Source organism: Trichococcus sp. ES5 (assembly GCF_900067165.1).
In the GTDB taxonomy this organism is placed as follows: Bacteria; Bacillota; Bacilli; order Lactobacillales; family Aerococcaceae; genus Trichococcus; species Trichococcus flocculiformis.
The window spans coordinates 44583-66410 of the sequence record NZ_FJND01000016.1 but is presented as its reverse complement, the minus strand read 5'-3'; the positions used below and the strand labels follow the sequence as shown (position 1 = coordinate 66410).

18 protein-coding genes are annotated in these 21828 nt (G+C 44.8%); 7 read left to right on the top strand and 11 right to left on the bottom strand.

What is annotated here, in order from left to right:
* The 10 genes from TES5_RS11485 to dnaA form a co-directional block, all read right to left on the bottom strand.
* On the bottom strand, window positions 1–355 hold a 355-nt coding region (locus TES5_RS11485), incomplete at its 3' end, for a transposase (protein WP_198143314.1).
* A 3082-nt stretch (window positions 356–3437) separates the two neighbouring features.
* Window positions 3438–3680: a 30S ribosomal protein S18 gene (gene rpsR, locus TES5_RS11480; protein WP_068562133.1), complete on the bottom strand. Its 243-nt coding sequence runs from the start codon at window positions 3678–3680 to the stop codon at window positions 3438–3440.
* 43 nt (window positions 3681–3723) lie between these two features.
* Window positions 3724–4275, bottom strand: coding sequence for a single-stranded DNA-binding protein (gene ssb, locus TES5_RS11475; RefSeq protein ID WP_068562132.1), 552 nt, complete (start codon window positions 4273–4275; stop codon window positions 3724–3726).
* A gap of 38 nt (window positions 4276–4313) precedes the next feature.
* Window positions 4314–4607: a 30S ribosomal protein S6 gene (gene rpsF / locus TES5_RS11470; protein ID WP_068562131.1), complete on the bottom strand. Its 294-nt coding sequence runs from the start codon at window positions 4605–4607 to the stop codon at window positions 4314–4316.
* A gap of 476 nt (window positions 4608–5083) precedes the next feature.
* Window positions 5084–7714: a DNA gyrase subunit A gene (gene gyrA, locus TES5_RS11465; RefSeq protein ID WP_068562130.1), complete on the bottom strand. Its 2631-nt coding sequence runs from the start codon at window positions 7712–7714 to the stop codon at window positions 5084–5086.
* An 18-nt stretch (window positions 7715–7732) separates the two neighbouring features.
* Entirely contained in the window at window positions 7733–9670 is a 1938-nt protein-coding gene (gene gyrB, locus TES5_RS11460) for a DNA topoisomerase (ATP-hydrolyzing) subunit B (protein ID WP_068562129.1), read from the bottom strand.
* A gap of 4 nt (window positions 9671–9674) precedes the next feature.
* Complete coding sequence (recF, locus tag TES5_RS11455; protein ID WP_068562128.1) at window positions 9675–10796, bottom strand: DNA replication/repair protein RecF; 1122 nt, start codon at window positions 10794–10796, stop codon at window positions 9675–9677.
* Window positions 10793–11059: a S4 domain-containing protein YaaA gene (gene yaaA, locus TES5_RS11450; protein WP_068562139.1), complete on the bottom strand. Its 267-nt coding sequence runs from the start codon at window positions 11057–11059 to the stop codon at window positions 10793–10795. The genes recF and yaaA overlap by 4 nt, the downstream gene beginning before the upstream one ends.
* A 363-nt stretch (window positions 11060–11422) precedes the next feature.
* Entirely contained in the window at window positions 11423–12574 is a 1152-nt protein-coding gene (gene dnaN, locus TES5_RS11445; RefSeq protein WP_068562127.1) for a DNA polymerase III subunit beta, read from the bottom strand.
* Between the two features lie 177 nt (window positions 12575–12751).
* Window positions 12752–14083 (bottom strand): chromosomal replication initiator protein DnaA, encoded by a 1332-nt coding sequence (gene dnaA, locus TES5_RS11440; RefSeq protein ID WP_068562126.1) that lies wholly within the window; start codon window positions 14081–14083, stop codon window positions 12752–12754.
* A 570-nt stretch (window positions 14084–14653) separates the two neighbouring features.
* Between dnaA and rpmH the strand changes: the two genes are divergently transcribed.
* The 7 genes from rpmH (at window position 14654) to treC (ending at window position 21656) form a co-directional block, all read left to right on the top strand.
* Window positions 14654–14788 carry a 50S ribosomal protein L34 gene (gene rpmH / locus TES5_RS15025; RefSeq protein ID WP_072763781.1) on the top strand — a complete coding sequence of 45 codons (135 nt, stop codon included), beginning with the start codon at window positions 14654–14656 and terminating at the stop codon, window positions 14786–14788.
* A 225-nt stretch (window positions 14789–15013) separates the two neighbouring features.
* Window positions 15014–15358 (top strand): ribonuclease P protein component, encoded by a 345-nt coding sequence (gene rnpA, locus TES5_RS11435; protein ID WP_068562125.1) that lies wholly within the window; start codon window positions 15014–15016, stop codon window positions 15356–15358.
* Window positions 15359–15389: 31 nt separating this feature from the next.
* On the top strand, window positions 15390–16220 hold the full coding sequence (gene yidC, locus TES5_RS11430) for a membrane protein insertase YidC (RefSeq protein ID WP_068562124.1): 831 nt from the start codon (window positions 15390–15392) through the stop codon (window positions 16218–16220).
* Between the two features lie 35 nt (window positions 16221–16255).
* Window positions 16256–17077 (top strand): RNA-binding cell elongation regulator Jag/EloR, encoded by an 822-nt coding sequence (gene jag, locus TES5_RS11425; protein ID WP_068562123.1) that lies wholly within the window; start codon window positions 16256–16258, stop codon window positions 17075–17077.
* 158 nt (window positions 17078–17235) lie between these two features.
* Window positions 17236–18246: an oxidoreductase gene (locus TES5_RS11420; RefSeq protein WP_068562122.1), complete on the top strand. Its 1011-nt coding sequence runs from the start codon at window positions 17236–17238 to the stop codon at window positions 18244–18246.
* Window positions 18247–18475: 229 nt separating this feature from the next.
* Window positions 18476–19921: a PTS system trehalose-specific EIIBC component gene (treP, locus tag TES5_RS11415; RefSeq protein ID WP_068562121.1), complete on the top strand. Its 1446-nt coding sequence runs from the start codon at window positions 18476–18478 to the stop codon at window positions 19919–19921.
* Window positions 19922–20000: 79 nt separating this feature from the next.
* Window positions 20001–21656: an alpha,alpha-phosphotrehalase gene (gene treC / locus TES5_RS11410; protein WP_068562120.1), complete on the top strand. Its 1656-nt coding sequence runs from the start codon at window positions 20001–20003 to the stop codon at window positions 21654–21656.
* Here the strand turns inward: treC and TES5_RS15255 are convergent.
* Entirely contained in the window at window positions 21649–21810 is a 162-nt protein-coding gene (locus TES5_RS15255; protein ID WP_157080410.1) for a hypothetical protein, read from the bottom strand. The two genes, treC and TES5_RS15255, sit on opposite strands and share 8 nt — an antisense overlap.
* Window positions 21811–21828 lie beyond the last annotated feature (18 nt).

The following is a 21828-nucleotide window of genomic DNA, read 5'->3' as shown; positions in this document are numbered from 1 at the left end:
GCAACAGTTTCTTTACGAAACGGGAGAAAGCGGCTTCCGTGGGAGCCAACTGATAACGATAAGACCCTTTTTTCGTACGGATGATCCGAGTTTGGAATCCGCATACCTCCCGGAGTTGGCTGTTGCGCTTCAGTTCCCGGATCAAAGCTGCAACTGTGGGGTGTTGGAACACGAAACTGGCAAGGAAAGCCCGCCACATGGTGAACACAGGATAATCATTCCGCCCCTTCCCACGTTCTTCTTCCAAAAGGGCGATGAGTTTCTCGTCCGGCAATGCATTCAGCACGTCATTTAATTTCTCTAAATCCCCGAGCTGGTTATTTTCAAAAATGGATAATTGTGTTATTCTGTTCATAGAAAAAGCGACCTCCTTAATATTTTGTAGTGACTATATTTTACTGCTATTTCAGCAGTATGGGGCGCTTTTTCTTTTTTTTTTTTACATTAGTCGCAAAATCCATAAAACAATAGATCGCCAAGGTGAAAGTGCTGTAACAGCAGGCTTTCACCTTGGCGATTTTTATTTTGCTACATCCGCTATCCTTAGAGCCCCAAGGGCTCCAGAACAGCGTAATTGATTCTTCCAAAGGGATTAGTTACCATTTTAGCGTCATAATGAATGTTTCACGTGAAACATTTCCTCTGTATAAAGTACGTATTGCGGAGAGCAGGTTTTCTGAGCGAGAACGATTGTTGCTATATTTCAGGCATTGAAAAGTATTCATTTACCCATTGATGATATCTGTGCTCAATAATCGATGTCTCAACTGTTATCATTCAGCGTTCATTAGACCCTCGGCTAGATTGGATTATAATGCTGTATTTTTTCTGTATATTTTTTCAAAGCATACCTGCATTTTGGATAAGTAATTCTCTATTACTGGATTTGCATGTCGTGAAAATTTATCTTTCAAAATAGTTACCATTTTCGATATAAATGTAATTATTATTATAGTTATAAGTTGAATGCGACTCCTTCTACTATTCAATAGTTCCACGTGAAACATTGATTGATTACGCTCTTCAATTTACCCTCAAATTCTGTATACGTTTATTTTTTGACCAATGTTCCACGTGGAACGTTTTTAGATTTGATCTCTACTTTTTCTATTTTTTCGCATAGACTTGCTCTCTTTCACTTTTATTATTCTATTAGTTTTTTTACAAAAAACGATTTTCGCGATGACTTCTATTACTATTTCACTAATGATTTGAATAATCTAGCTATACGATTTTCTCCTTTTTTTTCATATGATCTGCAGTATCCATTTCCGTAATTGAAAATGGATTTTCATCCTCTCACTTCTCCCCAGCTTCATTTCATTGTAGTAGCTCCTGTTTTTGTGGATAACTCAAACTATCCGCAACCTTTTTAGTTATGCACATTTTCCGACTCCGCCCTGTGCATAACTAAATTAATTACCACATCATAACCTTGCTGCAGTAGGATTTCTGTCATTAAATAGCTTTGTTGATAACTTATTTTTCTGATACTCTTTTTGACTCCTTTTTCACTCTCACAGATCTGTGGATATCCTGTGCATAAGTCTAGATAAGTGAGCCGATTCCTTTATTTTACTCTGAACAATTGTTTGATAAGTGTGTTAATGAAATGAAATGCTTTATTTTGCGTGAATTTGTTGTTATTTTTATGAAAAGAGCTGGATTTCGAAGAAGTCACCCTTATCTCCAGCATTTAGTCATTCCCGTTCGTTTGCAAATGCATACCAGCATCCGCCGTTGATATCATCAGGATTCTTCTGTGGATAAAGTTCGGGAAATAGTTTTCCACATCCTATTTTTGAATGTACTATTGTCCCGAAATCATCGGCTTATCCTTTTGTGGACAATTGAAGAATAAAAATATAATCAGCCTGTGTACAATCTAGGGATCCTTGCCAGGATATCACATCACATGCGTCCGTCTATAAAACCATTTCATTAGTATAGTATGCAAAATGGAGGCATTTACTCTTCCAGCACGTGACTTAAATTTTGGTGCCTCGCAATCGCCCAATCATCATAAAGGAGATCTTGTTTGAATAGGCTTCCTCTTTCTCGTCTTTTAGAAGGGAAGGGACGATACAAATTTCTCAATTCGTAGAAAAACATCCCTTGACTCGAATAGTTTCGATTTGTATAAATGAAGCCTCGCACTCATATTTTATGAACATTTTTAATTAATCCATTCTTGAAATGCGATGCCTCTCAGGAATATCCGTCTGAACGGAACATGCGACTATCGATCTGATATAGTTTGAATAGTCTCGATCTATTTTTATCTTAAGATAGGATACTTGCCTTAGTTCAGATTTGCATGTGTACTTTTTCATGGAAAACCTGATCATTTACTAATACGTTCTAAGCCTATGTATGGTATAAAAACTGCCAACTTTTGCCGCATTGATGTTTGATGCTGATCCTCAGATTCTTTGCAATTTATACCAGAAGGACTCCGATTTCTTGGCGGATGTTGTCTGTCTGTTGCATGGCGTTGGTGATGATAGGGGAGTTCTGTTGTTGTTTTAGCTCTACGTTGCCTTGTCTTGAGCAGCTGCTTCCACTTTTATATTTGTTGAAGCGGGTTTATGCATTTTCTTTATTGAAGCCGATTCACTATTTTCTGGCTCATTCATTGTTGTTGATTTTTACGATCCATCATCAGCAGGCCTCATGTATCGTTGTGTCGATTTGCTGATCGGGACAACCATAGGACGGGTGATGGAGTGGAAGATTTTTATTTTTTCTTAATTGTACGCTAAGGGTGTTGCCCATAACTCAGTTCTTTCTGCTTTCAGATTGTAGTAATCCGAAAATTGTTTGCACATCAAATCAACGCTTAAATGTTCCACGTGGAACATTTAAGCGCTGGTGATTTTTCTTTATTCAATTCGGCTATATTTAAGCTTCTGACAGCACCTGTATTCTTATTTGAAGCATTTACCCGACTATAATGCTAATTCGTTCTTACAAGTGTAAAATGACCCGATCAGATCATTTTAGTTCTAATTCCTATGCCTCCAATAGAGAATAATCAGTCATTGTAACAGCCAGGTATGGAAAAAAGGTTGAGAAAGCTTTCTGCTAGCATGAAGGAGAGGGCATGTAAATTGAGTATCACAGCTATTGAGCGAGGAATGTATTTGAATGATCCACTCTCAACGTGAAAAAAAATAGTCTATCCTCAGCCGGTTGAGCAATACAAAATGAGAGCTGGGAGCAGACACTGGGAACGGAAAGATGAAGCAAACTGTTTGGTTCACCTGAGCATACTGATCGTTCAAAAGAAACGGATAGGGCGTGTCCAAAAAAGTTGTAGCCGAAAGAGGAGGAAAGGGGAGTCCCGTGATATCCGATCCGCTGCAAGACGTGTTCGTGTTCAGCAACTATTTTTGGGTACAAAAAAAGGAGCGCTCCTTGAAGCGACTCCCTTAATCTTATTCTGCTAATGTAAATGGCATAAGAGCCATGATACGAGAACGTTTGATAGATACAGTCAAAGTTCTTTGATGTTTAGCGCATGTACCTGTTACACGACGAGGTAAAATTTTACCTTTTTCAGATATATAACGTTTCAATAAATCAGTCTCTTTGTAATCTACATGATCAATATGGTTAGCACAGAAGTAACAAACTTTTTTACGTTTGCGTCCGCCTCTGCTGTTACGTTGAAATGCCATGTCAATTCCTCCTTTTCCTAAACTAACCATTCTGCCCTAAAGACTAGAATGGCAAATCATCATCTGAAATGTCAATTGATTCTCCGTTTGATGAAAACGGATCGGCAGTTGAGTTAAAATCAGAAAAACCGTTTTGTTTCGGAGAAGAGTATTGATTATTATACTGTCCTTGGTTTTGGTTAGATTCAAAAGATTTGCTTGATCCGAAGTTTGCACTCGGAGCTGCTTGATTTGAAGAACCTGCGCCAGTCTCTCTCGGTCTTTGTTCGGTAGTTGTTTTCGATTCCAACAATGTGAAATTATCTGCAACAACTTCAGTCACGTATACGCGCTGTCCTTGCTGATTGTCATAATTCCTTGTTTGGATTCGGCCAGTGATACCGACTAAAGAGCCTTTACGAGTGAAATTTGCGAAATTCTCTGCAGATTTTCTCCACATGACACAATTGATGAAGTCAGCTTCTCTTTCTCCCGCTTGGTTCGTAAACTGTCTGTTTACTGCAAGAGCGAAGGTTCCGACTGCTGTGCCGCTGGATGTATAGCGTAAATCAACATCTTTTGTAAGTCTGCCGACTAAGACAACATTATTAATCATTCATCTTACTCCTTTCAAAATGTTTCACGTGGAACACTTTATTTAGCTTCTTCTTTAACAATGATGTGGCGAAGAATATCGCTATTGATCTTTGCTAGACGGTCGAATTCGTCGATTGCTTTAGCGTCTGAAGCAGAAATTTTCACGATATGGTAGATACCTTCACGAAAATCTTTGATTTCATAAGCTAAACGGCGTTTCGCCCAGTCTTTTGATTCAATAACTTCAGCGCCATTATCTGTTAAAATAGAATCGAAACGTGCGATCAATTCTGCTTTAGCTTCTTCTTCGATGTTAGGACGGATAATGTAGTTGATTTCGTAATTGTTCATTTGACTGTCACCTCCTTGTGGACTTTGGCCCTTACTTTTGTAAGAGCAAGGAGAGTACCTTTTCAGGATTACTCACATCTAAAGATTGTATCATATTTCATTTTTTATGGCAAGCTTTTTTTTGCCATGAATTCGGAACTGGGGGTAACTGGGGGTAACTCACACAAATGAATCCAGCCTCCGCTGGGCAGTCCGCAATCATATCTGTGAATTTTTACTCCTGCTCCGGCGAACGAAAGCTTCGCCGAAGTTAGGCAAACATTATATTGCTTTCCTTCGGTAGGATCGGCTTTATCGGAGGTTCGACCAATAACGGTCTCTGTCCTCCGATGAACAGCCGCTACACCGGAGCAACAGTCCGATCCTGCAGCTCCGCTGTGGCAGCAGGCAACTAGCCGAAATCCAAAGTACACTAAAAAACGGGGCTATCTCACACTGAGACGGCCCCGTTCTGAATTAGTTTCGTTTTTGACGCTTTATTCTTCCGAATCTTCTTCATCCAACAGTTCATCTGCGAAATCGCTCAATTTATCGGCCATTTCGGATGTTTCCGTTGTATCCAATGTATTTGCCTGTTCAGTTGCATCAAATGCTTCTAAGGCGTCATTTTCGCCCTCTGAATCTATTTCTTCATTCAGGGGAGCAACAACAACTTCTTCATCCTCTTCGCGCTCAACTTTTGCCATTGTCGATACGATAGCTTCGCCATCAAGCTTGATCAGACGCACGCCCAGAGTGGCACGGCCTGTTTGGGAAATGGCATCGGCGTGGAAACGGATCATGACACCTTTATCTGTAATGATCATGATGTCTTCTTCGCCGGAGACAGTCGTCAAGCCCACCAACTTACCATTTTTCTCAGTGATGTTGGCTGTTTTGACCCCTTTACCACCGCGGCCTTTAATGGCATATTCATCAGCTGCCGTACGCTTGCCGTAGCCATTTTCTGTGATGATGAGAACTTCCGACTCGTGTTTCAGCACATCCATGCCGACAACATAGTCGTTTTCTCTCAATTTCACGCCACGGACACCGGTAGCAGTTCTGCCCATATCGCGGACATCCTTCTCATCAAAACTCACGGAGTAGCCGAAGTGCGTTCCGATGATAATGTTCTGGTTGCCATCAGTCAAGGAGACTTTGATCAGCTCATCCTCATCCTTCAGGTTGATTGCGCGCAGACCGCTTTGACGGATATTCTGGAATTCCGTAGCGGATGTCCGTTTGACGGTACCCATCCGTGTCGTGAAGAACAAGTAATCTCCGTCTTGTGGGCCGCCTTTGACGTTGATGATGGCTTGGATTTTTTCGTTGGCATCCAAATTCAGCAAGTTAATGATCGGCAAACCTTTTGCCTGGCGGCCGTACTCAGGCACTTCATAGCCTTTTGTTTTGTATACTTTCCCTTGGTTCGAGAAGTACAGCAACACATCATGCGTCGATGCCGAAATCAGCGTTTCGATGAAATCATCATCATGGATACCCATACCTTGGACACCGCGTCCGCCGCGTTTTTGGGCTCTGAATTCGCTGTTTGGCAAACGTTTGATGTAGCCGTTATGAGTCAAAGTCAAGACGATGTCTTCCTCTTCGATCAAGTCTTCATCCTCAAGCGACAAGACTTCTCCGACCAACAGCTCCGTGCGGCGTTTGTCGCCGAATCTTTCTTGGATTTCAAGTAATTCTGTATAGATGATGTCGAAAACACGCTGCTCATTCGCTAAAATATCAGCCAAATCAGCGATCAGAGCCATCAGCGCATCATATTCCGCTTCAACTTTTTCTCTTTCCAAACCGGTCAGACGCACCAGACGCATATCCAAAATGGCTTGCGCTTGTTTCTCGGAAAGACCGTATTTGTCGATGAATATTTGTTTGGCTGCATCGCCATTGTTTGAACCGCGCAGAATCGCTACGATCTCATCGATATGATCCAAAGCGATCCGCAAACCGGCCAAGATATGCGCACGGGCTTCCGCTTTTCGTTTGTCGAATGCGGCTCTTCTGCGGATAACTTCTTCTTGGTGTTCCAAGTAGTGGACCAGAATCTGCTTGAGTCCCAGCACTTTCGGGATGCCTTTTACGATCGCCAACATATTGAAGCCGAAAGAGGATTGGAGCGGCGTCAGTTTATACAGATTGTTCAGAATGACGCTGGCGCTGACATCTTTGCGGACATCGATGACGACACGCATGCCGTCGCGGTCGGACTCATCCGCCAAGTCGGTTATGCCTTCGATCCGTTTGTCGCGGGCCAGTTCAGCGATCCGCTCGACCAATTTCGCCTTGTTGACCATATAAGGCAATTCGGAAATGACGATGCGTTCTTTGCCGTTTTTCAGTATTTCGACTTCTACACGCCCACGGACAATAATCGATCCTTTACCTGTTTCATAGGCTTTCCTGATACCTGATTTGCCCATGACGATACCGCCTGTAGGGAAATCCGGGCCAGGAACGGCTTCCATCAATTCGGCAGTCGTCGCATCTGGATTGTTCATCAGGATATGCAAGGCGGAAATGACTTCCGTCAGATTATGCGGCGGGATATTTGTCGCCATCCCAACGGCGATACCGGAAGCACCATTCACCAGCAGGTTAGGGAAGCGGGCCGGTAACACATCGGGTTCGCTTTCGGAACCGTCATAGTTATCGTGATAATCGACTGTATCTTTATTGAGATCACGCAGCATTTCCAAAGCAATTTTTGACATCCGCGCTTCGGTGTAACGCATCGCTGCGGCGCTGTCTCCATCGATGGAGCCAAAGTTTCCGTGTCCATCTACCAGCGGATAACGGTAACTGAAATCCTGGGACATACGCACCATCGATTCATAGATGGCACTGTCACCGTGGGGATGGTACTTACCCATTACGTCCCCGACGATACGTGCGGATTTTTTGTGCGCTTTATCAGGCGTGACGCCCAATTCGCTCATACCGTAAAGGATACGGCGATGAACCGGCTTGAGTCCGTCACGGACGTCAGGCAAAGCCCTGGCTACGATAACGCTCATGGCATATTCCAGGAATGACGTTTCCATTTCATGGCTCAATTCCCTTTGTTCCATGGCTTGATCATTTACTTTTTCAATTTCATCAGACATTTCATTTCCAACCCCCTTTTAGATATCCAAGTTCTTCACGTAAACCGCATTTTCTTCGATGAAGTTCCTTCTTGGTTCTACATGATCCCCCATCAGCATGTTCAATGTTTCGTCAGCTTTGACGGCATCATCGACAGTCACCTGCAGGAAGTGACGGTTCTCAGGGTTCATGGTCGTATCCCACAATTGTTCTGCATCCATTTCTCCAAGCCCTTTATAACGTTGGATGCTTGGTTTTGGCGAGTCAGGGATGGAGGCCAAGTACTCTTCCAGTTCCTGATCAGTATCGAGATATTTCTCTTTTTTGCCTTGCTTCACTTGATACAAAGGCGGTTGTGCAATATACACATATCCAGCTTCAACCAAAGGACGCATGTAGCGATAGAACAGCGTCAACAGCAACGTACGGATATGCGCGCCATCGACATCGGCATCGGTCATGATGACTAATTTATGATAACGCGCTTTGGAAACGTCGAACTCTCCGCCGAATCCTGTACCCATCGCCGTAAACAGCGAACGGATCTCTTCGTTGGCAAGGATTTTATCGATCGATGCTTTTTCTACGTTCAGAATCTTACCGCGGATCGGCAGAATCGCCTGGAAGAAACGCGAGCGTCCTTGTTTTGCCGAACCTCCGGCTGAGTCCCCTTCGACGATGAACAATTCAGATTCTGCCGGGTTTTTGCTGGAGCAATCGGCTAATTTTCCGGGCAGATTGCTGATTTCCAATCCGCTCTTCTTGCGGGTCACTTCACGGGCTCTTTTGGCTGCCAAGCGTGCTCGGGCGGCCAACATGCCTTTTTCGACAATCTGACGGGCGACTTGTGGGTTTTCCATCAGGAATTTGTCGAAGTACGTTGAAAAAAGTCGGTCAGTGATGGTACGCGCTTCGGAATTGCCCAATTTTGTCTTGGTTTGTCCTTCGAATTGCGGATCCGGATGTTTGATGGAGAGAACAAGGGTAAGGCCTTCGCGCACATCTTCACCAGTCAGGTTCTCTTCATTTTCCTTAATGATCTTATTACGTTTTGCATAGTCATTGATGACACGCGTCAAAGCAGTTTTGGCGCCGGATTCGTGGGTTCCGCCTTCATAAGTATGGATATTGTTGGCGAAGCTCAGAAAGTTTGTATGATAGCCATCCGTATATTGTATCCCTACTTCAACTTGAATATCGTCCTGTTCGCCTTCGATATAAATCGGTTCTTCGAAAAGGACTTTTTTGTTGCGGTTCAGGAATTCGACGTAGCTCTTGATCCCACCTTCGTAATGATATTCTTGTTTCAAAGGTTCTTCCGGACGATTGTCGACGATCGAGATGTTCAGTCCTTTATTCAAAAAGGCCAATTCCCTCACACGCACAGCTAATTTTTCATAATCAAAAACAGTCGTTTCCCTGAAGATTTCCGGATCCGGAAGGAAATTTACGGTCGTTCCGTGCTTATCCGTATCGCCGGTCACTGTCAATTCGGAAGTGATGTCCCCGCGCTCAAATGTCTGCGTATAAATTTTGTTGTCTTTATGTACACTGACGGACAGCTTGGAGGAAAGGGCGTTTACGACGGAAGCTCCAACACCGTGTAGACCGCCGGATACTTTATAGCCTCCGCCGCCGAATTTACCGCCTGCGTGAAGAACAGTGAAGACTGTTTCCACAGCGGGACGACCGGTATTGGCTTGGATATCGACAGGAATGCCGCGTCCGTTATCGGTTACAGTGATGCTGTTGTCCTCTTCGATTGCGATTTCGATTTTTGTCGCAAAACCAGCCAGCGCTTCATCGATGGAATTATCCACGATTTCCCAGACTAAATGATGCAGACCTGCGCCACTGGTGGAACCAATGTACATCCCGGGACGTTTACGGACTGCTTCCAGTCCTTCCAGAACCTGGATCTGACTGGCATCATATTCCTTAGCTCGTTCAGCTTTGTTCTTTTCGTTTTCTACCATTCTGTTACACACCTTCCATTTCTACTTCACCGTTTTTTATATGGTAGATAGTCGGTTCGTCTATCTTATTCTTCTTTATGCCATCCAAACTGGTTGTCGTCAAAAAGGTCTGAACCTTCTTCTCGATCGCTTTCAACAAATGGGTCTGGCGTTCATCATCCAATTCTGACAGGACATCATCCAACAAGAGGATCGGATACTCCCCCAGAACCTCATTCATACATTCGATTTCCGCCAGTTTGAGACTGAGGACAGTTGTTCTTTGCTGCCCTTGAGAGCCAAAGTTTTGGACATTGCGCCCGTTCACCTGAAAAACCAGATCATCACGGTGCGGGCCGAAAAGGGTGACTGCTTGGTCTCTTTCACGGCTTTTCCCTTGCTTGAAAGCTTCCATCAGTTTCAAAAAAAGAGCGTCCTTATCCATCTCATCCGACAACTCGACATTGGATTTGTAGGCGATCGTCAGTTCTTCCCGCTCCAAAGAAATCTCTTTATGAAGCGGTTGGGCCCAGGCTTCCAATTTTTTGATGAACTGCAGACGGTAGACCAGCAGATCGGCACCCAAAATGGCCAATTGCTCAGTCAGCACATCCAAATAGACTTCATCCTTGGCTTTGCCGGTCACCAACTGCTTCAGATAAAGATTCCGTTGCTTCAGTATCCGCTGATATTGCACAAGATCATGCAGGTAGACCGGGTTCATCTGGCCCAGCTCCATGTCCAGGAATTTTCTCCGGTTGGCCGGTGCGCCCTTGACTAAATTCAAGTCTTCCGGAGCAAACAACACAACATTCAGTTGACCGATGTATTGACTCAGCTTTTTTTGCTCCAAATGATTGACTTTAGCGATCTTACCCTTTTTGGAAAAAATGATTTCTAAAGGGAATGTTGAAACCCTTTTTTGGATTTTTCCGGTTATCTTGGCGGAATCTTCTTGCCATCGAATCATTTCTTTTTCGTTTGACGTACGCGGACTTCTTGCCAAAGCCAATGCATAGATAGCTTCCATGAGATTGGTTTTACCTTGTGCATTCTCACCTAAAAACACATTGATGCCATCTGAAAAGGACACAGAAAGAGACGGATAATTCCGAAAATTTTGCAGCGTCACTTCTTTCAGGATCATGCTTCGGACTCACTGTTGTCTTGCTCAGCCTCTTCTTTATCCGATTTTGTTGACTGAATGAAGAAAGTGCCTTCACCAGGGATGTCGATCATCGTACCAGGAAATAATTTGCGGCCTCTGCGGTCTTCTTTTTCGTTGTCTACATACACCACATATTCTGAAAGGAACCATTTGGCCATACCGCCGCTGGAAATCAGATTGACATGTTTCAGTAGTTGACCAAGAGTAATGAACTCTGCGTCAATATTCACAATATTTTTCAAGAAATTCACCTATTTTCCAATAAAATAAGCGTGGAAAACAAAATCCACGCGACCATGCTGATTAATACGTTTATTATACTATTTTTTTTGATCAATTTCAAATTTTCGCGAAAAAAAAGGCCCTTATTTCAATTTTTTTAGAAAACAATACAAATTGGCTATATCCAAACGAAAGCGTCTATAGGCTTATAAATTAAAAATTCGCGTTTTTTATTCATTTTATCTTTATCTGAACAAAAGGACCGAATGCTAACTTTCTTCCTATAGGAAAACAGCAGATCCAAAATTTTTCATTTTCAGATAAACAAAAAGCAAGGAAACGAAAGCATACGTTTCCTTGCTTTTTGGATTTAAGCGGTGGGATCAATAAGTCCTTACAGGCGTGATCAACTGGATGAACGAATTATCGTTTTCGTCTTCACGATCCGCCGGTACAACTGTGAATGGCCGTACAGCTGATGTGAAATTGACTTGGACATCCTGTTGGCCGAATGTGCGCAGCGCATCCTTCATGTAATCAGGATTGAAGGATATGATCAGCGGGTCGCCACTGGCGGACTGATAGGCTAGGGATTCCTCCACATTACCGACTTCAGGTGAGTTTCCTGAAAGCTCGACTTTATTGGAGTCAATGGACAATTTGACGACGTTGTTCTTTCCTTCATGCGAAAGCAAGGAGGCACGGTCGGTAGCCTGCAGCAAATCGTAAGCGTTCAGGACAATCTGTGTACTTGAGCTGGCTGGAATCAAGCGATTTGTATCGGGATAATAGCCCTCCAACAAACGTGAATAGAAATAAACATTTTCGGCTTTGAAAAGGACCTGGTTCTCCGTGATCATCATTTCGATGGTTGGTTGGTTCTCAACGATCCGTGACAGCTCTACCAGGCTTTTTCCTGGAATGATGACATTGTAGTTTTTTTCAAGCTGTGATTCCGGCGCGGCAATCGAGATCATCCGTTGGCTTAATCGATGGCTGTCCGTAGCGACAGCCGTCAATTTGCCATCTTTGATGGTCATGTTCACTCCCGTCAAAATCGGACGGCTTTCTTGTGTCGACGTTGCGATTACCGTATGTTGGATCACTTGTTTGAACAGGGCTGTCGGCAAGGTGATGACTTCATTCGAATCGATGACCGGAAAATTTGGATAGTTGTTTACATCGATTCCGTTGATGGTAAAAGAAGCTTTTGCCGAAGTGATGTTTGTCTGAAAGTGATCTTTGACTTCAATCGTAATTTTTTCATCAGCTAATTTTTTTACGATTTCACTGAAGAAACGAGCTGGCAAGACAATGCCGCCTTGTGTGTGGATTTCGATCTGGTTATTCTCTTCCGACACAGGAATCAGCGTTTCGATGGAAATATCCGAATCGCTTCCGCTCAATACGATCCCATTTTCATCAGCACTGATTTTTACCCCTGTCAAAATAGGAATTGTCGTTCTGCTGGAAATAGCTCTTTGTACGTCAGATAAGTGTTTGATCAAAACCTGACGATTAATGGAAAATTTCATAATAAGGGACCTCCGATGGTTATTCATATAAATTAAATAATATTAGTAATAGTAGTAGGGCCTGTTCATACTGTGGATAAGTGAAAGAAGCTGATAAAACCAATCGTTTTCCACTTGTGGATAACGTGTTCGTAAATGGCGTCTTAGTTATTGGCTTATCCACAATGCGAGAGAGGATCATTTTTTCAGACTGTTTTGGATCGTCTCGATTTCGCGTTGCAGAACAGGGTCTTTTTTTACGGAAAGGGCAATCTTGTCATGGGCGTGGATGACGGTTGTGTGGTCCTTGCCGCCGAATTCAGAACCGATTTTCGGCAAGGAATTGTCCGTCATGACCCGGGAAAGATACATGGCGATTTGTCTTGGCACCACGATTCCCTTAGTGCGCTTTTTGCCTTTCAATTCCTCGACGGTCACATGGTAATATTTCCCTACCGCTTGTTGAATGGCATAGATGGATAATGCTTTTGGTTTTTCGGAAGGCATGATGCTCTTCAGCGCATCCGCAGCCAGGCTGGTGGTGATGTCGGTCCCTTGGATAGCAGAATAGGCTTGAACGCGGACCAGTGCACCTTCCAATTCCCGGATGTTGGAATCTATCTGTCCAGCGATGTAACTGAGAGTGTCATCCGGAATCTCTAGGCGTTCGCTATTGGCTTTTTTGCGCAGAATAGCAATGCGCGTCTCCAGATCCGGCGGCGTGATATCAACCGATAAGCCCCAAGCAAAACGCGAGACGAGCCGTTCCTGCAGTTTAGGGATTTCATTCGGCAAGCGATCGCTCGTCAATACGATTTGCTTGCGTTCATCATAAAGCGCATTGAAAGTATGGAAGAACTCTTCCTGCGTTCCTTCTTTGTCGGCAAAAAATTGAATATCATCGACCATCAATAAGTCGACGCTACGGTATTCATTGCGGAATTGCTCTTGCGTCCGATTCTGGATAGAATTGATGAAATCATTGGCGAACGTTTCGCTGCTGACATATTTTACCCGTGCGGTTGGGCGCAGTTGCAGCATTTGATGGCCGATGGCGTGCATCAAATGGGTCTTGCCTAAACCGACGCCTCCATAGAAGAAGAGTGGGTTGTAGATTGTTCCGGGTTCTTCTGCCACGACGAGGGCAGCTGCGTGAGCCATCTGGTTTCCTTTTCCGATAACAAAGGTGTCAAAGGTATACTTGCTGTTCAGTTGGGCATCCTTGAAGAGACGATTGTTGTTGGTGCGTTTGATGGTCGGTTTTGCAATATCGGGCATTTCCTCGTTCTTGATCATAAAAATGGGAGTCAGTTCTTTGCCGCTGAATTCGTAGATGCCTTCAACAATTCTGCTCATCAAATTATTTTGCCAATAATCTTTATGTAAAGAAGAGGGAACTTCGATGATGATATTCGTATCAGTCAGTCGGACCGGGACTGCGCTGTCTATCCAAGTATCGTAGCTGACTTTTGACAGTGATTCTTGAAATTTTTCTTGCAGATAACGCCATAATGAATAGATGTCATCCAAATGGGACACCTCCTTTTAGTGAGTCCTTTTTATTTTAGCATTATATCAAAAAGTTTTCCACAACTCTTTTAAGCTGTGAATAAAACAATTAACCGGTGTATAAATAGTTGTCCACAGGTTAATTTAGGATGTGGACAAGGTTTGTGGGCGAAGTTGTTATCCACGGTTTTTTGTGTGTTTTTATTCGGGTTTAAACGCCATTGTTACAGCTTTTGGAACACTTATCCACAAGTTCCGAAGGTGGTTATCCCACGGAAATACACACCCTGTAAGAATGTGGACAAGTCGGTTCGAAGGTGTGCGCAAGCGAGGGGATTGCAGGAGTTATCCATGGGCATTGTGCATTAAAAAAAAGGTTGTGGATAATTTTATTTCGATGAAAATCAAATTTTTTTCAAGAAAGGTGTTTAATCTTTCATTGTTTTGTGCTATTATATCTCAGTGAGTTCAATAAAAATGAACCAATTTTACTTGACAGGTCACATTCTGTCTCTTTATAATGTATTGGACTGTCTAAACAGTGAAATATAACCTATTTGAAAGATAGTTTATCAGGAGGTGTAAAGATCAATGAAAAGAACATACCAACCTAAAAAACGTCACCGTCAATCCGTTCATGGTTTCCGTAAACGTATGAGCACAAAAAACGGCCGTAGAGTATTAGCAAGAAGACGCGCTAAAGGCAGAAAAGTTATCTCTGCATAGATCACTGACCGTTTCAGTGGTCTTTTTTTTTAAGTATTTCGAAAAATGCAAAAATGTCTTTCTTAAATGGAGAGTGTGACAAATGTGTCCGACAGAACCGAAAGCTGTAAAGCTTCGGGAGTGGGTTTGCATTTGTGATGAGAACGGAGAGAGAAATTTTTCTGTTTTTCTCCATTTTCGGGAGATTTTTTTGTATGTTATGATTGCAGATTTGAGGGAAGAAACATGAGGAAATCTTTTCGTGTTAAGAAAGAGAAAGAATTTCAAAAAGTATTTCATAATGGTGTTTCCAAAGCGAATCGCCAATTCGTGATTTATGTGCTCGATAAAAAAGGACAACCGCATTTCCGGGTAGGGTTGTCCGTCGGCAAAAAAATCGGCAACGCCGTAGTGCGGAATGCCGTCAAAAGAAAAATCCGCCAGGCACTCACGGAATTGAAGGAAGAGCTGGTTCAGGATATTGACTTCATCGTTATCGCACGCAAGCCGGTTGCTGAAATGTCGGCTGCGGAAGTAAAGAAAAGCCTGATCCATGTTCTTAAGCTTTCCAACCTTTTGAAAAAAAAATAAACTATATTATTCCTATTAAGGAGGAGTTCTCTTGTCAAAGCGTAAGCGATTACTTTTTACACTCAGCTTATTTGCTGTTATGATGGTTCTATCAGCATGTGGAACGGAACCTATCACCTCAGAAAGTACCGGTTTTTGGGATCGGTATGTTGTTTTAAACTTCTCAAACATGATTGTGTGGTTGTCCAATCTATTTTTCAGTAATTATGGTCTGGGAATCATTGCCTTTACGATCATCATCCGGGTTATCCTGTTGCCGCTCAATCATTTCCAGACGAAGAGCACGAAAAAGATGTCGGCTGTTCAACCAAAGGTAAAAGCGTTGCAGGAAAAATATGCCTCTAAAGATCGGGAGACGCAGGAACGTCTGCAAAAGGAAGTTTCTAAGCTGTATGCAGATAATGATGTGAATCCTTATATGGGATGTTTGCCTGTTTTGGTTCAGATGCCTGTATTGATGGCACTGTATCAAGCAATCAGCCGGACTGAAATTTTGAAGAGCGGTAGCTTCCTCTGGATGAACTTGGGAGAACGCGATCCATTCTTTATTTTACCAGTAGTGGCCGCGATACTGACGTATGCCACCAGTAAGCTGACGATGATGTCACAAGCAGAAGCGAATTCTGCGACAAAATCGATGACTTACACGATGCCGATTATGATTTTGATGATGGGTATCAACTTCCCGAGTGCCCTGTCGTTGTACTGGGTAGCCAGCAATGCCTTCTCGGTAGGACAGACAATGTTGTTGAACAATCCGTATAAGGCCATCCGTGAACGCGAAGAAGCTGAAGCTCAGGCAAAGGCGCGCGAAAAAGCATTGAAGAAAGCCCAAAATCCTAAAAAGAAAAAGAAAAACTAGTTAGACTTTGAAGTAGGAAAGGATGACATTCTATTATGGATAAAGTAATTGCGAAAGATACGACTGTTGACAAAGCCATCCGCAAAGGTCTGGATATGTTGGGCGTCGATAGCCATGAGGCCGATATCGTCATAATCTCTGAAGGAAAAAAAGGGATTTTCGGATTCGGACAAAAAGAGGCTGTCGTGGAAATCACGCGCAAAGAAATCAGGGACTTTGATGAAGCCGGCGATATCCAATTAGCCGAAATCGAGGAGACAGTCGAAGATATCGTAGAAGATCTTGAAGAGGATTATCCGGAAGCTGCGGAAAAGATATTGGCTGATCAACCTGAAGTCGATAAGGTGATTTATTCGGACGAGAACGTGGAATCTTTCCCGGAAGATTATGATGAAGAATCCGGTCGCGATGAAGCGATTGCCGAAGTGAGTGCATATCTTACTTCTGTAGCTGAAGCGTATGGGGCTCCCGCCACCGTGACGGTCGAAGAGAAGAACAACATGCTGATTTTCCAAATGGAAAGCGAAAAGCCAGGCTTATTGATCGGCAAATACGGAAAAATCGTCAATGCTTTGCAGATATTGGCCCAAGCGCTGGTGCAACGTTATGTGCGTCGCCGCTTGTCCGTAATCGTGAACGTCGGTGACTACCGTGAGCGCAGAGCTTCCGTTTTGGAAAGCATCGCTGACCGTACTGCAGAACGCGTCCTCAAAACGAGACAGCCCGTGTTCCTTGAGCCGCTGCCTGCTTTCGAAAGAAAACAGATCCATGCGCGCTTGAGCCAGAACAAACGCATCAAAACCCATTCCGAAGGCAAAGAGCCGCATCGTTATTTGGTTGTTGAGATAGCGGACTAATCGAATATCCTAAAACCTTCATCGGGGATCAGCTTGATTCTCGGTGAAGGTTTTTTTATTTGGCTCTTTTTTCATGTGGGTTGCGGGGAAGAGGTCGCAAATTATGGGCAGATGGACTAAACTTAAGAAAATACACGCTGAAAAGAGGGAAATGCAGTATGGAAGAGTTCAAAGCTTTATGGGCGGAAAATATAGATGCGAAAGTGGAAACGACGGTCAGAACATTCAACGAAGAGGACTTACCTGATGGGGAGGTGCTGATCGAAGTGCACTATTCGAGCGTCAACTACAAGGACGGGCTGGCCGGAACCAATCCGAAAAGCGGGGTCATCCGCAACTATCCGATGATTTTGGGGATCGATCTGAGCGGCGTGGTTGTGGAATCGCTCGATCCAACTTTCCAGGCAGGGGATAAGGTGATCGTGACTGGCTACGGTTTAGGTGTGAGTCATTTCGGCGGATTCAGCCAATATGCCCGGGTCCCTGCAGTCTGGGTCGTGCCGTTGCCTGAAGGGTTGAGTTTAAGGGAAGCAATGATTTTCGGGACGGCCGGGTACACAGCGGCTGAATCGGTGGATGCTTTGGAGAAGCAAGGCATCCAGCCGCAAATGGGGAACGTATTGGTGACAGGTGCTTCCGGCGGTGTCGGCGGGATGGCGATCGCGATGCTGAAGCGCCTAGGTTATACGGTCGAAGCTGTGTCCCGCAAAAAAGCGGACTGCACGGATTACCTGAAGAAGGGACTCGGTGCTGAAGCGGTCCTCCATCCCGATGAAGTAGCACTGGAGAAGAAGCGGCCATTAGCACAGCAACGTTGGGCGGCGATCGTCGATCCGGTCGGCGGTCCGATGTTGCCTGACTTGCTGGCGCAGCTGCACTACGGCGGCTGTATGGCTTTAAGCGGGAATGCTGGCGGAATCGCATTCGAGGCGACCGTGCTGCCATTCATCCTGAGGGGCGTCAAGCTTGTGGGGATCGACTCGGTGAGCCATCCTTACGCAGAGCGCATCAAACTTTGGGGGCGGATGGCAAGCGATCTGAAGCCGGAAAATCTGGATCTGTTGGTGGAACAGGAAATCACGCTGGAGGATTTACCGGTGGCTTTCGAGAAAATCATGGAAGGAAAGATGCACGGGCGTACGTTGGTGAAAGTGAAACAAGGGATATGATCGGTTTGGCATAATCAAAAAAACGGCAAGGAACCGGTCATTCGATCCTTTTGCCGTTTTTTTTTTAGTGTGATTGTCCAGCTTTCTAATGGTTAATGAAACAGTAAAAACCATGAACTTGTCTATATAAGAAAAAGAATAGCGGATGGAAAACGTTTGCATTGCCCATCCATTCACGGTAAAATAGAATTGTAAGGAACATGTATATACAAGTTAAGGAGGAGAAAAAATGGTGGATTTCAACAAAGATGCAAAAGATTTGCTGGAGTATATCGGAGGGTCCGATAATATTTCTGCCGTCAGTCACTGTGCCACTCGGATGCGTTTCGTCCTGAATGACCCTGCTGCCGCCAACATCAAGAAAATCGAAGACATACCCGCAGTCAAAGGAACCTTCACGCAAGCTGGACAATTTCAGGTCATCATAGGTAATGAAGTGCCACAATTCTATAATGCGTTCGCGAAGGTATCAGGCAAAGAAGGTGTTTCGAAGGATGAGGCAAAAGCTGCAGCCAAGCAGAACCAAAATGTAGTGCAGCGTGCCATGGCTGTGCTGGCTGAAATCTTTACGCCGCTGATTCCGGCGATCGTAGTAGGGGGTCTTATCCTCGGATTCCGGAATGTGCTTGAAGGGATCAATTTCGCCAACGGCACGATCGTTTCCAATTCGCAGTTCTGGACAGGCGTCAATGATTTTCTTTGGCTGATCGGTGAGGCGATTTTCCACTTCTTGCCAGTCGGCATTACTTGGAGCATCACGAAAAAGATGGGCACTACGCAGATTCTGGGTATCGTTCTCGGGATTACATTGGTATCACCGCAATTATTGAATGCTTATGGTGTCGCTGGTGCAACAGAGATTCCGTTCTGGGATTTCGGTGCTTTCACGATCAACAAGATCGGCTATCAAGCACAAGTCATTCCCGCCATGTTGGCTGGGTTTGTGCTGGCCTATCTGGAGATTTGGCTGCGTAAATGGGTTCCGCAATATATTTCGATGATTGTTGTCCCATTGTTGGCCCTGGTTCCTACTGTCATCATTGCGCATACGGTGCTGGGCCCTATCGGTTGGACGATCGGACAATGGGTTTCCGAAGTCGTCTATGCCGGATTGACTGGGGACTTCAGATGGTTGTTCGGTCTGTTCTTCGGTACGCTGTATTCTCCGCTTGTCATCACAGGGCTTCATCATATGTCCAATGCCATCGACCTGCAGCTGATTGCTGATTTCGGCGGCACGAACCTGTGGCCGATGATCGCCCTTTCGAATATCGCACAAGGCTCGGCCGTGCTGGCAATCATCTTCCTGCACAGAGGCAATGAAAAAGAGGAACAAGTTTCCATCCCTGCTGCCATTTCCTGTTACTTGGGCGTAACCGAGCCGGCCATGTTCGGGATCAACATCAAATACATCTATCCGTTCGTTGCAGCCATGATTGGATCCGGAATCGCCGGATTGGTGGCTACGACCTTCAACGTCATGGCGAACAGTATCGGAGTAGGTGGGATTCCAGGTTTCTTGAGTATCCAGACCGATTCGATGGCAATGTTCATCGTATGTATGGCCATCGCGATTGTCGTGCCGTTCCTGTTGACGGTTTTGTTCGAAAAGAAACAACTTTTCGCTCCTAAAGGCGAAGTCGAGGACGCACCGGTTATCCAAACGCAAAAATAAAAAGTAAATTACTGAAGGCAAAAAGCTGTGACTGAAGCTTTTTGCCTTCAGTCATAGTAAGAAGACAGGGGGCTTTACAATGAAAGACTTTCAAAAAAAAGTGATCTATCAGCTTTATCCAAAATCATTCAAGGATTCCGATGGCAACGGTATCGGTGATCTCCAAGGGATCATCAGCAAAGTGCCCTATTTGGCGGAGTTAGGCATCGATATGATTTGGATGAATCCGATCTTCGTATCCCCGCAGATGGACAATGGATACGACATCACTGATTATTATGCCATCGATCCTGTTTTCGGCACGATGGCGGATTTTGAAGAACTGATCGGCAAGCTGAAGCAGCATGGCATCGAAATTATGTTCGACATGGTGTTCAATCATACATCGACCACACATGAGTGGTTCCGGAAAGCGTTGGCCGGGGACAAAGAGTACCAGGATTATTACATCATCCGCGATCCGAAAGCAGACGGCAGCCGGCCGACCAACTGGAGTTCGAAATTCGGCGGCGAGGCGTGGGCGCCATTCGGGGACACCGGCAAGTACTACCTGCATCTGTTTGATGTCACGCAAGCGGATCTGAACTGGCGTAACCCGAAAGTGCGCGAGGAACTGCAGAAAGTCGTCAATTTCTGGTTGGAAAAGGGCATCAAGGGCTTCCGCTTCGATGTGTTGAACCTGATCGGAAAAGATGTCGCGCTGGTCGACAGTGAAGGAAGCAACGAAAAGAGCCTCTACACGGATCGACCGATCGTCCATGAGTACATCCGTGAGTTGAACCAAGCATCGTTCGGGACGCTGGAGGATATCATCACGGTCGGCGAGATGTCCTCGACCACTGTCGAAAATGGTATTCTTTATTCGAAACCGGACAGAAACGAACTCTCGATGATTTTCAGTTTCCACCATCTGAAAGTTGATTACAAAGATGGTGAAAAATGGACGGATCAGCCATTCGATTTTCTTGAACTGAAGCGAATTCTGAATGAGTGGCAGGCAGGGATGTCGGACGGAAACGGATGGAACGCACTGTTCTGGAACAATCATGATCAACCGCGAGCCAACAGCCGATTCGGTGATCCGGAGCGGTATCCTTTCGAGACAGCCTCCATGCTGGCGCAAACAATCCATCTCTTGCGGGGAACGCCTTACATCTATCAAGGCGAGGAAATCGGCATGACGAATCCGGATTATGATGACATCAGCAGTTATCGGGATATCGAATCGCATAATGCCTACCGCGAGCTGAAACTTGCCGGATTGACGCATCAGGAGGCCATGCGGATCATCAAACAAAAATCCCGCGACAACAGTCGGACGCCGATGCAATGGGACAGCAGCCGGCACGCAGGCTTCACGACCGGCGAACCGTGGCTGCAGGTCGCGGCCAATTATCCAGAAGTAAACGTCGAAAAAGAATGCGCTGAGGGCCAAATTTTCCGTTACTACCAGGAGTTGATCCGTATCCGCAAAGAGCATGCAGTCATTGCGGATGGTTCCTACGAGGGTATCCTGTTGGATGATTCGGAAGTGTTCGCCTACATCCGGGAGAACGAGGAAGAAAAAGTGTTGGTTCTGAATCATTTCTATGCCGGTGAGTACACAATCAGCGTACCGGAAGAATGGGCAAGCAAGGCCAGTAGTTTCTTGGTCGGCAATTATGGGGAAAGGCAGCTTGCGTCTTCCTTCACGCTGAAGCCGTACGAAACCATCGCTTTCAGGATAATCAAATAAACACAAAAGAAATGGTCGTCTCACTAGAGAGGGCCATTTTTTGGTGCCCTGCTCCGGTAAGACGCATGCTCACAGGAGAAAACCGGCAACTATCGATGTGAACACCGACGAAGCGGCGCTCATAGGAGCTGGCAAGAAAAATGTTGGCCGGCATCCGGCGAGGCCTCCTATT

Coding starts and splice junctions, on each gene's coding strand:
- rpsR (WP_068562133.1), bottom strand. CDS start 3,680: ATGGCATTTCAACGTAACAGCAGAGGCGGACGCAAACGTAAAAAAGTT.
- ssb (WP_068562132.1), bottom strand. CDS start 4,275: ATGATTAATAATGTTGTCTTAGTCGGCAGACTTACAAAAGATGTTGAT.
- rpsF (WP_068562131.1), bottom strand. CDS start 4,607: ATGAACAATTACGAAATCAACTACATTATCCGTCCTAACATCGAAGAA.
- gyrA (WP_068562130.1), bottom strand. CDS start 7,714: ATGTCTGATGAAATTGAAAAAGTAAATGATCAAGCCATGGAACAAAGG.
- gyrB (WP_068562129.1), bottom strand. CDS start 9,670: ATGGTAGAAAACGAAAAGAACAAAGCTGAACGAGCTAAGGAATATGAT.
- recF (WP_068562128.1), bottom strand. CDS start 10,796: ATGATCCTGAAAGAAGTGACGCTGCAAAATTTTCGGAATTATCCGTCT.
- dnaN (WP_068562127.1), bottom strand. CDS start 12,574: ATGAAATTTTCCATTAATCGTCAGGTTTTGATCAAACACTTATCTGAC.
- rpmH (WP_072763781.1), top strand. CDS start 14,654: ATGAAAAGAACATACCAACCTAAAAAACGTCACCGTCAATCCGTTCAT.
- rnpA (WP_068562125.1), top strand. CDS start 15,014: ATGAGGAAATCTTTTCGTGTTAAGAAAGAGAAAGAATTTCAAAAAGTA.
- jag (WP_068562123.1), top strand. CDS start 16,256: ATGGATAAAGTAATTGCGAAAGATACGACTGTTGACAAAGCCATCCGC.
- TES5_RS11420 (WP_068562122.1), top strand. CDS start 17,236: ATGGAAGAGTTCAAAGCTTTATGGGCGGAAAATATAGATGCGAAAGTG.
- treP (WP_068562121.1), top strand. CDS start 18,476: ATGGTGGATTTCAACAAAGATGCAAAAGATTTGCTGGAGTATATCGGA.
- treC (WP_068562120.1), top strand. CDS start 20,001: ATGAAAGACTTTCAAAAAAAAGTGATCTATCAGCTTTATCCAAAATCA.
- TES5_RS15255 (WP_157080410.1), bottom strand. CDS start 21,810: ATGCCGGCCAACATTTTTCTTGCCAGCTCCTATGAGCGCCGCTTCGTC.